We start from the raw sequence: 12,274 nt of genomic DNA on the forward strand, positions 1-12,274 counted from the left end.
TTAACCGCCTCCTACGAAGTGGACGATTTCAAATGAATCGCCGATTTGAATGGGTGTGTCCTGATAAGCCGTCCGTTCGATAATCTGCCGATTCTGTTCAATGATGACCAGTTTTTCTGACAGATTCAGATGCTTGATCAATCCGTCAAGCGTCGTGATCGACGGATCGATGCTGTATGCTTGTCCATTAATGGTGAGCTCCATGTTTGTTCCTCCTCGATTCAGTTAATGCAACAGCTCCCGATTCAACAGTTGACACACTGCCCGTCACGTAATCGGCAATGAGCGCCGCCGTGACCGGGGCGAGTAAGATGCCATGCCGATGATGTCCCGTCGCGACGAAAAGTCGCTCGATTCCCGAAACCGGTCCAATGTAAGGTAATCCATCTGCTGTCTGGGGACGGATACCGGACCAAATCTGGACGATTTCCGCTTCTTCGATTGCCGGGAACAGCCGAATCGCTGACTGTAAGAGCTGTGCGATTCCACCGACGCTGACCGTCGTCGTCTCGTCACCCGGTCGTTCCGTCGCCCCGATGATGATCCGTCCGTCAAACTTCGGGACGAGATAGACATCATCGCTAAACAATGTCTCCGTCAAGACATGCCCCGGTAGACGGACGGCGAGGCACTCTCCTTTGACTGGTACCGTTCTGATGCAGACCCCGCTCGTCGCAAGGAGCGCTTCCGAACCGCGACCGCTCGCGATGACGACATGACGTGCTTGTCGTTTTCCTCTCGTCGTCTCGACACCGCTGACCGTCGCCTGCGACTGAAGTAGTCCCGTCACCGTCGTCTGTTCTTCAATCTGACCACCACGTGTGACGATTGCCTGCCGCAATGAACGGGTCAATTGGACGGGATCGAGTTGACCGACGGAGGCGAACGTGACGTCACGGTCCGCCGTCTTCATCCGAAACGGATTTTCCTTATAACCGCTGTCGATGCCGGTTTCATTAAACAACTCCCGGACGAGGTGGGGATATAGCTGTCGACTCGCTGCTGCCAGTTGATGTAGATCAGGGATCAGTTCATGGTCCGTCGCAAGCATGCCGGCTGCCGCCCGCGTCGCTCCTTCACCGGAACGATTTTGCTCAAGCACATGTACCGGCTGTCCTCGTTTGAGCAATTCGTAGGCGATTGACAAACCAATCACGCCACCACCGATGATTAGCGTCTCTGTTGCTTTCATTGATTAAGCACCTCCCGGTAAGCCTTGACCGCTTCGAGCGGATTTTCCTGACCGAGAATCCCCGACATAACCGCGATGCCGGCAACGCCGGTCGCAAGGACACCCGCAACATTATCCGGCTGAACCCCGCCGATTGCGATGACGGGGACTTTTGAAAACGTGACGATTTGCGCGAGTGCCGCAAGTCCGCGCGGAGCGACATCTTGTTTTGACGCCGTCCTGAAGACATGGCCGTACATGACGAAGTCGCTGCCCGGCTCAAGTGCTTCCGTCAAAGAATGGATTGAGCGACCAATCTGTAGTTCGCCGAATTGACGGCGCACGACGGCGACGGGAATACTACGCGACGTCAACTGAACACTCGTCTTCGTCACGAGTGCGACATCGAGCCGGTCATGGACAATCAGTTTTTCACGTGGAACACCGTCATCGACGAGCGTCTCGATCAGTTGGACGAGTCGGTCCGCCGACCAGTCCGGTTCCCGAATATGAATCTTGTCGGCGTACGGTGAAACAGCCGGCAAGACATATTGAAGTTGTGTCAGCTCCTTTGTCCCGGTCGTCACGATATGTAACTTCGGCTGCATCGTTTCCCCTCCTTGCTACACAAAAAGGACCACCCCATGAACATGATGGAGTGGTCCGAAAAATGTCTAGGCAAGACCCGAGACAGGATGATAATCAGAAGCCACTTCCCTCCGCTAGTACGAACTAGATCAGGTTCAAAGGGTCCGGATACTTCCGTCTCAGTCTGCTGCGAGACTCCCCTAGTGTAGAACTATTTAGTATTGGTTGGTTCATTCGTAGTCTACCATGACCACCCGTTTGTTTCTAGTCCGACTTGTCAGTTCAGCGCATCCGTGATCGTTTTGACCTGTTCCGTCAATTGTTCACGTGTTGCATTCGGCTTCGTGTCCGCTAAATCATACGTTTGTTTCAGACGTAAGACACGTGTCACCTTGGCGTCGAGATCAGACCGAGATAACGTCTTGTCCTTGATACTCGCCATGATTGCCGCATGGACATCCGCGTAAGCACCGGCTTGCGAGAACATCGCCATGTCGGCACCACGCTCGAGGGAGAGGCGCGCAGCTTGTGCGAGACCATATTGTTTCGTGATCGCCCCCATCACGAGGTCGTCCGTCACGATGACGCCATCAAACTTCAACTCGTCACGCAACAGTTGCTGCATGACCGGTTCCGATAACGACGACGGATTGTTTGCGTCGAGTGCCGGGAATAAAATGTGTGCGACCATCACCATCTCCGCACCGGCATCGATTGCCGCCTTGAACGGGACGAGTTCAAGTTGTTCGAGTTGCGCTTTCGTCTTCGTCACGGTCGGCAAGCCGACATGCGAATCGACGGTCGTATCACCGTGTCCGGGAAAATGTTTGACGACAGGAACGACATCTTCCGACTTGATTCCTTCCATTAAGGGAACACCGAGTCGCGCGACGTCATCCGGTTCAGCGCTGAGTGCCCGGTCACCGATGATCGGGTTCGCCGGATTGCTGTTGACATCAAGAACCGGGGCAAAATCCATATTGAATCCATAAAACCGTGAAATCGCGCCGAGCGCCTGTCCGGTCTCTTGCATCAATGCCGGATCATCCTTCTGACCGAGCGTCAGACTCGCTGGTAAATGGAGTGCTTGATCCGGGACACGACTGACCCGCCCTCCTTCTTCATCGAAGCCGAGGAACGCGAGCGCTTCGTCGTCTTGTGCGCCCCTGATTGCTGCCGTCAAGGTTTTTAGTTGGGCGTCTGACGTGATATTCCCGCCAAGTAACAGGACGCCGCCCATTGCGTGACTGTTCAACAGACGACGGTCCGCGTCCGATAACTTCGTCCCGCCGATGCCGATGTATAACAATTGATCGACTTTTTCAGCAGTCGAGAGTTTTTCGAGCTGACGTTTAATCTCTTGCTCCGCCTGTTCAGCAGCTGTCGGTTCGTCAGCGGCCGGCTGTTGCTGGCTCGTCTCCGGTTTCGGTTTCGGCTTCGGTTCTGTTACTGGTTCACTCGCGCATGCCGTCAAAAAGCTAGCCGCTAACAGCAGGTAAATCGGTTTCAAAGCGGTTCCTCGTTTCTGACGCCATTGATTGAATAGTAGACTTCGATTTCAGCATTGAGTGATTTCGAGACGGAGCAGTATTTGTCTTTTGATAAGGAGACGGCGCGACGGACTTTATCGTCCGGCAAGTCGCCTTCAAGACGGTAATGAATCGAAATCGTCGTGAAGCGGCGTGGGTGTTCCGTCGCCCGCTCGCCTTCGATGTCCATCTCAAACGATGTTAACGGCAAGCGCATTTTCTCTAAGATTGAGACGATGTCCATCCCCGTACAGCCGGCGACCGCGTGCAACAACAATTCAGTTGGTCGCGGGGCACCGTTCTCCCCGTTATTTTCAGGTGCTGCATCCATTGCCAGTTGATGTCCGGACTCCGTCATGCCACTAAAGCCCATCTTGTGATTCCATGTAATCGTCGCTTGCATTTCCCTCACTACCTTTCGATTTTTAGTTCGGTGCGATTCGCTCTCCTTCATTATAGCGTAGTCTTGCCTGAAGAAAATTGACATGCTATTCAAAATAATGCTTCTTTTCCTTCGACAACCGATTCCCGTTCACCTGACACGCGAATCATGCTATTCTGAAAAACGATAGTTTCGCGCCGCTTGGCGCTAGAATTGAGGAATTGATATGTCATCTACTACCCGTTTAAGTAAAACGGACTGGCTTTTAATCGCCACCCTCTCCCTGCTGACGTTCGTCTTAGGCACAAGCGAATTCGTCATCGTCGGGATTTTATCAGAAATCGCTTCGGCACTCGGGATTACGATTGCGAAAGCCGGGACACTCGTCTCCGCCTTTGCGATTGCCTTCGCGATCGGGACACCGGTCACGATGTCGGTCACGGGTCGGTTCGAGCGTCGCAAATTGATGCTCAGCCTGATCTTCGTCTGGGTCGTCTTGAACTTTTGCAGCAGCATCGCCGACACCTACTCGCTTCTGCTCGCCACACGGATCGTCACGGCCGTCCTGACCGGTGTCCTGATTTCGCTTGCGATGGTCGTCGCGAGTGACAGTGTCCCGATTGCGAAACGCGGTGTCGCCGTGTCGTTCATCTTCGGCGGCTTCACGCTCGCGAATGTCTTCGGCGTCCCGATCGGCACGTTCATCGGGCAACACGCCGGTTTTGAAGCGACGTTTTGGCTGACGACCGGTCTCGGGCTGATTGCTTTTCTCGCCGTCTTAAAAGTCGTCCCACGGCAACAGGCGACGGCGTCAAGTTCCGTTAAGGATCAACTACGCCTGCTCGCGAACCCACGTATCATGATTGCTTTTTTCATCCCGTCGTTCGGCTTTGGTGCGACCTATGTCGTCTACACGTACCTCGTGCCGATTCTCGAACTCGAACTCGAGCTGCCGCGGGGCTGGATCAGTCCGATTCTCCTCGCGTACGGCGTCGTTTCGATTTTCAGTAACATTCTGGCCGGGAAGATTGCCAGTCATAATCCAATCGGTCGGTTACGGTTTGTGTTCGTCGTTCAAGCCATCGTCTTAGCGGCCTTATATGTCACGACTTCATCCGTCACGCTCGGCCTGATCAATATCGCCTTGATGTCACTGATGTCGATTTTATTGACGACGTCGACACAAATCTATCTTATTGACTTGGCGGAAAAGTTTAACCCGGAAGCGAAAGGACTGGCTGCGTCCTTGATGCCGGTCGCAAGTAACGTCGGGATTGCCTTCGGCTCCGCCCTCGGTGGACTCGTGTATGCGAACGGACCGATGATGAATACGGCGCTCGTCGCCGGACTCGTCGCCTTGATCGCGGCGTTATTGACTGCAATCAGCTTCCGACTCGACCGACGCGTATCATAAACGAACCGGAACGAAAAGATTCTCACTTCACTTGTTTCCTCGGACGCAATGTGAAGGGAATCTTTTTTTGTGCCTTTTATCGTCAAAAAAGCCATCCTCTCAGCCCGAATCTTACAAGACTGTTAGGAAAATGTTGCCAACTTGTTGCTTTATCTGTAAATCTACATGATACGCTGAAGTTAGCTGTTCACCCTAACTTAGTTAAAGGAGTTTTTTTCATGAAACCGTATTATGCCATCACATTAACGGCCTTACTCGTAACGGCTTCCGTCAGTCCAGTCGTTGCGTCTGCCGCAACACCAACAAAAGTCGAGACGAAAAAACCGTTGTCCGAAAAAGCACTCGCGAAAAAGAAACTTGCGATCGCAAAACTCGCCACGTCACTGATCGGGACACCGTATAAAGAAGGCGGCACGACGACAAAAGGATTTGATGCTTCAGGCTTCACGCAATACGTCTATCAAAAAAGCGGTTTGATGCTTGAGCGGACGGTTGCGAAGCAAGCACTGATGCCATTGAAGACCGTCAAACTGAAAAAAGCGATGCCGGGTGACTTATTGTTCGTCCAGGCGAAAAAAGCGAAGACGCCGAACTTCGTCGGCATTTATACGGGTAAAAATACATTTGTTGCCGTGACGACGAAGAAAGTCGAAGCCCAGGACCTGACATGGAGCTATTACACAAAACAGGACATCCTCATTAAATCGTACCAATGACAAAAAACGCGCGGCGGACTCTGAAATGAAGTCAGCCGCGCGTTTTTACTTATTTTTCGAACTCTAAAATCGTCTGTTGCATCGGAACACCTGACATCGAAACGGCCCGTTCAACGAACAGATAACGTTTCCCGCTTACTAAAAAACGGCGGTTTCCTAAGTACTCGACCTGTTTTCCGTCCTGCTTTAATTTCTGCTCGATCGCTTTGACATGTTCATCAAGCGTATAAAAACGATCGTCAAACGTCATCGTGATATTTTTCTTTTTAAAGCCGAGTAAGTAACTGAAGAAAAACCAAAATGCTGCTCCGACGGCAATGATCCCCAAAATGATTTCCATTTGAACTTCCCCCTTTTGTTTACATTATTTTACGTTTTCTCACAAAAAAAGTTCCGGATTTGTTGAATCATTTAATAGATTTTCTTGATAAGTTCTTGCATGACAGCAATTGACTGCCGAATATCAATCCACTCTTCAAGAAAATGATCGAAGTATCGTCCTTCCGCAAGCATCCGCTCCTTCGAGTTCAATGGATCATGCTCAAAATACATATCCATCTGCTCTGCAAAATCAGCACATTCATCAATCGGCTCAAACGGCTTCCCATAATGTTCGGTCATATAATCTAGCGGCATCTCACGAAATCCGTTCGCCATTTCCGGACCATGTTTATCTTCAAGCATCGCGTAATAATTTTCATACTGTTTAAACGGGATTCCGGTATGGAACTCTTTTTTGTTGACCCACTTATAGACCATGATCCACCCTTGCAAAAAGTTTTCGATGATGTATCCCCAATCATTGCTGAACTCATTTTTCGGCCATGATGTTTTTCGCTGGATTCCGTTTGAATACGTGACATAATAATGTAATGTCCCAATATATGCTGAGTCGTTGACTAGTTCCATACCTGTCACTTCCGAAAACGTCTCCAACGGAACTTCCTGATTCGACCCTGCGTCTTCATAAGTAATCTTTAATGCGGTAACCGTCATAATTTCCATTTGTGTATCCTCTCCTACCGTCAATTCGTCCACAGTTCTTTACGTCTTTTAAACAGAAAAGGTTACAAGAAATCACTCCGTCTACAAACAAAAAGGGCTTACCACCGACGTCGGGTGGTAAGCTCTGTTTTTGATCGCCTCAGCTGCTTGGACCTCAGCCGTTATTCTTTTAATAAGGATTCGGATCTTCTTGTGGTGCATCCGGTATTTCCGTCGGTTCCGGGAACGTGTCCGGTTCCGGTTGACGAATTGGATCTTCCTGCGGTGTTTCCGGAATCTCTGACGGTGGTGTTCCCGGCACTTCATTCGGTTCTTGATTCGGTTCGTGTTCCGGTACTTCGTTTGGATTCTTCTTCATAAAACAGCCCCCTCATGATGTGATGTAGTCGCCGCCATTGACATGAATCGTTTGCCCCGTGACGTAACTTGAGTCACGTGACGCGAGATAGACGTAAGCCGGTGCATTTTCTGAAGGTTGTCCCCGACGCTTCAGTAATGTATCTTCCCCGTGCGCTTCAACTTTTTCTTTAGAGAACGTCGCCGGAATCAGCGGTGTCCAAATCGGACCCGGTGCGACGGCATTGACGCGAATGCCTTTTTCAACGAGGCTTGATGCCAGTGAACGGGTCAGCGTCGTAATCGCGCCTTTTGTCGCCGAGTAATCAATCAACGTCGGTGCTCCGCGGTACGCCGTGACGGACGACGTATTGATGATCGTATCTTCTTCTTTAAGATGCGGCACGGCAGCTTGCGTCAAATAAAACATCGAGAACAGGTTCGTCTCAAACGTCTCGCGTAACTGGTCCGGTGTGATGTCTAAAAAGTCATCCTGCGGAAATTGTTTTCCAGCGTTGTTGACGAGGATATTCAGTTGACCCAATTCCTCAATCACCTTATCGACGATCGGTTTTGCGTTTTCCGGACGACTGACGTCTTTTGCGAATGCCAGCGCTTTAACCCCGTATCCTTCAATCAGCTGTTTCGTTTTTTCTGCGTCCTGTCCTTCATTTAAGTATACGATCGCAACATTTGCGCCTTCTTTTGCGTAAGCGACTGCGACGGCACGACCAATCCCGCTGTCGCCTCCGGTGATTAGCGCGACTTTTCCTTTCAGTTTCCCTGAACCAACATACTCAGGATCGTCATAAATCGGTTCCGGCTTCATTTCCGATTCAATCCCCGGTTGCTGGTCTTGCGTCTGCCCCCGTGCTTCTTCATGCATGTCCCTCAGTTGTTTTTCGCGCAATACACTCATCCCCTCTGCGTACGATTTGGCTTCCTTAGTTAACATTCCCTTGCGATGTATGAATAAACGTCATTCCACAAAAAAATCCCCATTAAAACGGGGACGCCTACACGTCTGGCTTCAGGAATTCATTCTTTTATCAGCCGGTCCCACTCACCTGTCTTGAGCATCGTTTTGAGCTGAAGGGGGTAGAATTCGATCGAAGGCAGCTGGTCGATCGGGACGAACCGGTAAATCAGTTCTTCACCCTCAATCCCGTAAAAATCTTCCGTCGTCACGTTGATTGCGTCTACTACCTCGACTTCGTAATAAAAACCAACTTCATGAAAAGCGACATCGTCATAAGTAAAGAAATTCTCGTGGACGCACAAAAAACGTTTAGCTTGCGCGCTTAACCCCAACTCTTCTTTGATTTCACGGACGACCGCGGTTTCTCCACTCTCCATGAGTTGGATCCGTCCTCCAGGTAAGGCCCAAAACGCGTCCCGGATATTTCGGTGAATCAACAGATGGCCGTCCTTGACGATCACTGCAGCCGCCCGGTGGTTAAAGCGCTGTTTGTCGAACTTAAAGTTGATATCCATATAATTTTCACTCCTTCATTATGTTTTGATACAATATCATAATTTCCCATAATTGACGTATGTAATAAAAAAGACAAACAGATGACATGAACAGAAGTTGATATGAAGGGAATTACATAATTATTCAAAGATAAAGATTACAATATATATTATTGTTGGATATTTAAGAAATGAGATTGAAATATCGTTTTATATTTAGTGAATGCTATACTCATTTTGTTCGAAAGAAGAACGCACCAATCAACTCATTCAATCCACTCTAAATCCAACACTTTCTATAGATGACTCTGTCATTCTCTCATAAACCGTCACTTTGTTTTTACATCAGGAGGATTTACAACATGAAACGTATTTTGACAACAATGACGATGGGCGCGCTCGTCGTTTCAGGATTTGCTTCTACGGGTACAGGTAAGGTCGAAGCCGCCGGAACGTCTTATAAAGTCAAGGTCATGGCAGACGGACTGCGTGTCCGGACAGGTCCATCAACAAAGTACCGGATCATCGGTGGTGTCAATTCCGGCCAAACCTTTAAATATCTCGGCCGTAAAGGGAATTGGACAAAAATCATCTACGGTGGGAAAAAGCGGTATGTCTATGCCGGATACGTCAAAAAGTACCGCCTTTCATCAAAGAAAAGTTCAGCCAAAAAAGCATCTTATTCGTCAAGCTTCATTCGTCCGACTGGCGGAACGTTGACGCAACGATATGGTAAGGCAAGCGGCCGCTACGGATATACGTTCCATAACGGTGTCGACTTCGGAGCTAAAACAGGAACACCTGTCTACGCTACTGCTACAGGTAAAGTCATCACATCGAAACACAAAGGTGCATACGGGAACTACATCATGATGAAACATAAGGTGCATGGTTTAACGTACACAAGTGTATATGCCCACCTCAATTCACGAAAAGTCTATGCCGGTCAAACGATTGCGAAAGGGACGAAGATCGGAACCGTCGGAAGCACGGGAAATGCTTTCGGATCACACCTCCACTTCGAACTTCACCGGGGGAACTACGTCTACAGCAGCTATTCAGCTGCAAGCAGCGTGAATCCACTCAACTTATTGTAAGTCAGTCTAAACGAAGGCACCTTTCATCAGGTGCCTTTTCTTATTTCAAAATATATATATGAGGGTATCCGTCCTTTGTTAAGATTATGTGAATACCTATTTTTCCCAACTGAAACAGCTTATTCTTATTTTTTTTGAAACCATTCTTTCATAAATCCATTGCCGATGGTTTTTTCAAAGAAGTGCTGAGCCCCTTATATATAACTAAAATCCATTAAATGGCATTATTAATTTTTAGCACCTTAAAATATAATTTATTGAAACAATCTCGAAATGTTAATGTAATATTTAAACATTTTAAGTAATGCTATACTCATTTATGAAATTAATTAAACCTATTTCCAGCAAGTAATTAGATGAATTGGATTGATTTTTAAGGGGGACATACATAGATGAAGAAATTATTAACAACTTTGACAGTATCTGCTATCGCTTTAGCAGGTGCGACGACATATGCTGTACCGAAAGCGGACGCCGCGACGACGTTTTATAAAGTAAAAGTCATGGAAGACGGATTACGCGCCCGGACCGGTCCATCAACGTCAGCAGGTGTTGTTGCCGGTGTCGATAAAGGCGATACATATAAGTACCTCGGCCGGACAGGTAATTGGACAAAAATCTTATATGGTTCAAGTAAAGTCTATGTCTCCTCTACATATGTAAAAAAATATTCTGTGACGCGTTATTATAAAATCAAGGTCATGGCGGATAACTTACGTGTCCGCAGTAATTCCTCGACTTCCAGTCAGGTAGTCGGTTCGATCGACAGCGGCGAAACCTACCGCTATCTCGGGAAAACAGGTGACTGGATTAAATTTATTTATAACGGCGATAAACGGTTCGTTTATGCCGACTACGTCAAAAAATATGCCGTCTTACGGTTAACGAACTCTGGAGCCAGCAAGGCTTCAAAAGACTTCGTCACCCCGACAAGCGGACCGATCACACAAGGCTATGGTCCTGCGAGCGGTGCGTACGGCTATTCGTTCCATAACGGAATCGACTACGGAACAGCAAAAGGCACACCGGTTTATGCGACTGCTGCCGGAAAAGTCATCACATCAAAAAACTACGGTGCCTACGGGAACTACATCATGGTCAAACACTCAATCGACGGCGCATCGTTTACAAGTCTATACGCCCACCTGAACAGCCGGAATGTCTCTGTCGGCGATACGGTCTCACAAGGTCAACCAGTCGGGACGGTCGGGGCGACAGGCAATGCCTTCGGAACCCATCTCCATTTCGAGCTTCACCGTGGTACATATGTCTACAGTGCGACATCTGCTGCGAGCAGTGTCAATCCACTCGATTACTTATAAAACAACACCCCCGACCACATCCGGTCGGGGGTGTTTGTTTTCTGACTCATTTTAATTTTGCTTGATAGGCTTTCGAGTAACGGTCGGCCGCGATGATCGCATCAGCGACCTCTTCCGACGTCACGTCAAATCCGTCATGGATCGTCTCACCGTCTGCCGTCGCCGCTTCCCCGACTTTCATGATATCGGCGCGCGAGGCGTCTTTGAGTTTTACGTCCTCGAGCGTGACCGGTAACCCGAGATCCATATAAAAAGCGATATACCGTTCGATTTCTTCCTGGCTGTGTTGCTCAAGTGCGAGCTGGACGAGCGTGCCGAACGCAACTTTTTCCCCGTGCGTCAAGTGATGGATGTCCCCGTCGAGCGCCGTAAAGCCGTTATGGATTGCATGCGCTGCTGCCAGTCCCCCACTTTCGAAGCCGAGTCCACTCAGTAACGTATTCGCTTCGACGACTGCTTCAAGGGCCGGCGTGACGACTTTCGCCTGAACCGACTCATACGCGAGACGACCATGTTCGAACAACACTTCCTCACAGCGCTTCGCGATCGCTTCCGCCGCAATCGTCGGCCGGCCGCCAGCCATCGTCTTCCCACCGAAAGCGATGACACTTCTGACCTCGACCCAGGTCGCCAGGGCATCGGCAATCCCGGACGCGAAGAACCGCGCCGGCGCTTCCGAAATCAACTTCGTATCGACGAGGACGAGATCGGGATTTTTCTTATAGAAGCGATAACTCTCAAAAATCCCGGCATCAGAATAAATAACCGATAACGCACTCGTCGGCGCATCGGTCGAAGCAATCGTCGGGACGATGACGACCGGCACCGTCAGTTCGTCCGAGACAGCTTTCGCCGTATCGAGCGTCTTCCCTCCGCCGACACCGACGACAAACCGGACGTCCGCTTCTTTCGCCTGCTTCGTGATCCGTTCGACTTCATGGCGCGACGCTTCCCCGCTAAAGTCGACTTGTTCGATACCAATCTTTTCGGTTGCAAGTGAGTCATGAATCCGCTGCCCGACGATTTTAAAGACAACATCGTCTGCGATCAATAGTGCTTTATCACCGAATGGGCTCACGTATGTACCGAGCCGGTCGATGACATTTTTCCCTTGGACGTACTTTGCCGGACTGATGAAAACACGTTCTGACATGTTCAACATCCTTTCTTTTTCAACGAGACCATCAACAATGACTTACATTATATTGCTTTCCTTTTCGTCCGGTCCTCTAAACTCCTTG

The 12,274-nt window shown here is 49.3% G+C and carries 15 protein-coding genes and 1 riboswitch; of the genes, 4 read left to right on the top strand and 11 right to left on the bottom strand.

Annotated elements, in window-relative coordinates; all coding sequences use genetic code 11:
* The 5 genes from thiS to KNQ04_RS10160 all read right to left on the bottom strand — a co-directional run bounded on the left by thiS (nt 1) and on the right by KNQ04_RS10160 (nt 3,691).
* A complete protein-coding gene (gene thiS, locus KNQ04_RS10140) occupies nt 1-204 on the bottom strand; it encodes a sulfur carrier protein ThiS (RefSeq protein ID WP_214850359.1) in 204 nt (67 codons plus the stop codon).
* Entirely contained in the window at nt 188-1,192 is a 1,005-nt protein-coding gene (locus KNQ04_RS10145) for an NAD(P)/FAD-dependent oxidoreductase (protein WP_214850360.1), read from the bottom strand. The genes thiS and KNQ04_RS10145 overlap by 17 nt, the downstream gene beginning before the upstream one ends.
* On the bottom strand, nt 1,189-1,779 hold the full coding sequence (locus KNQ04_RS10150) for a thiamine phosphate synthase (protein WP_214850361.1): 591 nt from the start codon (nt 1,777-1,779) through the stop codon (nt 1,189-1,191). Before KNQ04_RS10150 ends, KNQ04_RS10145 begins: the two co-directional genes overlap by 4 nt.
* A gap of 89 nt (nt 1,780-1,868) precedes the next feature.
* A riboswitch (TPP riboswitch) is annotated at nt 1,869-1,971 on the bottom strand.
* Between the two features lie 65 nt (nt 1,972-2,036).
* On the bottom strand, nt 2,037-3,269 hold the full coding sequence (gene nagZ / locus KNQ04_RS10155; RefSeq protein ID WP_214850362.1) for a beta-N-acetylhexosaminidase: 1,233 nt from the start codon (nt 3,267-3,269) through the stop codon (nt 2,037-2,039).
* A complete protein-coding gene (locus KNQ04_RS10160; RefSeq protein WP_029333427.1) occupies nt 3,266-3,691 on the bottom strand; it encodes an OsmC family protein in 426 nt (141 codons plus the stop codon). The genes nagZ and KNQ04_RS10160 overlap by 4 nt, the downstream gene beginning before the upstream one ends.
* A gap of 205 nt (nt 3,692-3,896) precedes the next feature.
* Between KNQ04_RS10160 and KNQ04_RS10165 the strand changes: the two genes are divergently transcribed.
* Together KNQ04_RS10165 and KNQ04_RS10170 are read left to right on the top strand one after the other, a co-directional pair.
* Nucleotides 3,897-5,084 (top strand): MFS transporter, encoded by a 1,188-nt coding sequence (locus tag KNQ04_RS10165; RefSeq protein ID WP_214850363.1) that lies wholly within the window; start codon nt 3,897-3,899, stop codon nt 5,082-5,084.
* A 218-nt stretch (nt 5,085-5,302) separates the two neighbouring features.
* A complete protein-coding gene (locus tag KNQ04_RS10170; RefSeq protein WP_214850364.1) occupies nt 5,303-5,800 on the top strand; it encodes a C40 family peptidase in 498 nt (165 codons plus the stop codon).
* A gap of 49 nt (nt 5,801-5,849) precedes the next feature.
* On the opposite strand, the gene KNQ04_RS10175 is transcribed toward KNQ04_RS10170, so the two are convergent.
* From KNQ04_RS10175 to KNQ04_RS10195, 5 genes are all read right to left on the bottom strand, one after another.
* Nucleotides 5,850-6,140, bottom strand: a complete 291-nt coding sequence (locus KNQ04_RS10175) for a hypothetical protein (protein ID WP_214850365.1) — start codon at nt 6,138-6,140, stop codon at nt 5,850-5,852.
* Between the two features lie 71 nt (nt 6,141-6,211).
* On the bottom strand, nt 6,212-6,805 hold the full coding sequence (locus KNQ04_RS10180) for a hypothetical protein (protein WP_214850367.1): 594 nt from the start codon (nt 6,803-6,805) through the stop codon (nt 6,212-6,214).
* A 169-nt stretch (nt 6,806-6,974) separates the two neighbouring features.
* Complete coding sequence (locus tag KNQ04_RS10185; protein ID WP_214850369.1) at nt 6,975-7,163, bottom strand: hypothetical protein; 189 nt, start codon at nt 7,161-7,163, stop codon at nt 6,975-6,977.
* Between the two features lie 12 nt (nt 7,164-7,175).
* Nucleotides 7,176-8,027, bottom strand: coding sequence for an SDR family oxidoreductase (locus KNQ04_RS10190; protein ID WP_251136997.1), 852 nt, complete (start codon nt 8,025-8,027; stop codon nt 7,176-7,178).
* Between the two features lie 152 nt (nt 8,028-8,179).
* Complete coding sequence (locus KNQ04_RS10195; RefSeq protein ID WP_214850370.1) at nt 8,180-8,635, bottom strand: NUDIX hydrolase; 456 nt, start codon at nt 8,633-8,635, stop codon at nt 8,180-8,182.
* 341 nt (nt 8,636-8,976) lie between these two features.
* Between KNQ04_RS10195 and KNQ04_RS10200 the strand changes: the two genes are divergently transcribed.
* Both KNQ04_RS10200 and KNQ04_RS10205 read left to right on the top strand, forming a co-directional pair.
* Nucleotides 8,977-9,711: a peptidoglycan DD-metalloendopeptidase family protein gene (locus KNQ04_RS10200; RefSeq protein WP_214850371.1), complete on the top strand. Its 735-nt coding sequence runs from the start codon at nt 8,977-8,979 to the stop codon at nt 9,709-9,711.
* Nucleotides 9,712-10,103: 392 nt separating this feature from the next.
* Entirely contained in the window at nt 10,104-11,033 is a 930-nt protein-coding gene (locus tag KNQ04_RS10205; protein ID WP_214850372.1) for a peptidoglycan DD-metalloendopeptidase family protein, read from the top strand.
* Between the two features lie 46 nt (nt 11,034-11,079).
* Here the strand turns inward: KNQ04_RS10205 and KNQ04_RS10210 are convergent, their stop codons facing one another.
* Nucleotides 11,080-12,186 carry a glycerol dehydrogenase gene (locus tag KNQ04_RS10210; RefSeq protein ID WP_214850373.1) on the bottom strand — a complete coding sequence of 369 codons (1,107 nt, stop codon included), beginning with the start codon at nt 12,184-12,186 and terminating at the stop codon, nt 11,080-11,082.
* Nucleotides 12,187-12,274: the final 88 nt, after the last annotated feature.

The sequence above is a fragment of the Exiguobacterium sp. s193 genome (assembly GCF_018618755.1).
GTDB lineage: Bacteria > Bacillota > Bacilli > Exiguobacteriales > Exiguobacteriaceae > Exiguobacterium_A.

What these genes read in the sequence shown, in the direction of transcription:
- KNQ04_RS10150 (WP_214850361.1), bottom strand. Translation starts at nt 1,779, where the DNA reads ATGCAGCCGAAGTTACATATCGTGACGACCGGGACAAAGGAGCTGACA.
- KNQ04_RS10165 (WP_214850363.1), top strand. Translation starts at nt 3,897, where the DNA reads ATGTCATCTACTACCCGTTTAAGTAAAACGGACTGGCTTTTAATCGCC.
- KNQ04_RS10170 (WP_214850364.1), top strand. Translation starts at nt 5,303, where the DNA reads ATGAAACCGTATTATGCCATCACATTAACGGCCTTACTCGTAACGGCT.
- KNQ04_RS10200 (WP_214850371.1), top strand. Translation starts at nt 8,977, where the DNA reads ATGAAACGTATTTTGACAACAATGACGATGGGCGCGCTCGTCGTTTCA.
- KNQ04_RS10175 (WP_214850365.1), bottom strand. Translation starts at nt 6,140, where the DNA reads ATGGAAATCATTTTGGGGATCATTGCCGTCGGAGCAGCATTTTGGTTT.
- KNQ04_RS10185 (WP_214850369.1), bottom strand. Translation starts at nt 7,163, where the DNA reads ATGAAGAAGAATCCAAACGAAGTACCGGAACACGAACCGAATCAAGAA.
- KNQ04_RS10160 (WP_029333427.1), bottom strand. Translation starts at nt 3,691, where the DNA reads ATGCAAGCGACGATTACATGGAATCACAAGATGGGCTTTAGTGGCATG.
- KNQ04_RS10205 (WP_214850372.1), top strand. Translation starts at nt 10,104, where the DNA reads ATGAAGAAATTATTAACAACTTTGACAGTATCTGCTATCGCTTTAGCA.
- KNQ04_RS10195 (WP_214850370.1), bottom strand. Translation starts at nt 8,635, where the DNA reads ATGGATATCAACTTTAAGTTCGACAAACAGCGCTTTAACCACCGGGCG.
- KNQ04_RS10210 (WP_214850373.1), bottom strand. Translation starts at nt 12,186, where the DNA reads ATGTCAGAACGTGTTTTCATCAGTCCGGCAAAGTACGTCCAAGGGAAA.
- KNQ04_RS10180 (WP_214850367.1), bottom strand. Translation starts at nt 6,805, where the DNA reads ATGGAAATTATGACGGTTACCGCATTAAAGATTACTTATGAAGACGCA.
- thiS (WP_214850359.1), bottom strand. Translation starts at nt 204, where the DNA reads ATGGAGCTCACCATTAATGGACAAGCATACAGCATCGATCCGTCGATC.
- KNQ04_RS10145 (WP_214850360.1), bottom strand. Translation starts at nt 1,192, where the DNA reads ATGAAAGCAACAGAGACGCTAATCATCGGTGGTGGCGTGATTGGTTTG.
- KNQ04_RS10190 (WP_251136997.1), bottom strand. Translation starts at nt 8,027, where the DNA reads ATGCATGAAGAAGCACGGGGGCAGACGCAAGACCAGCAACCGGGGATT.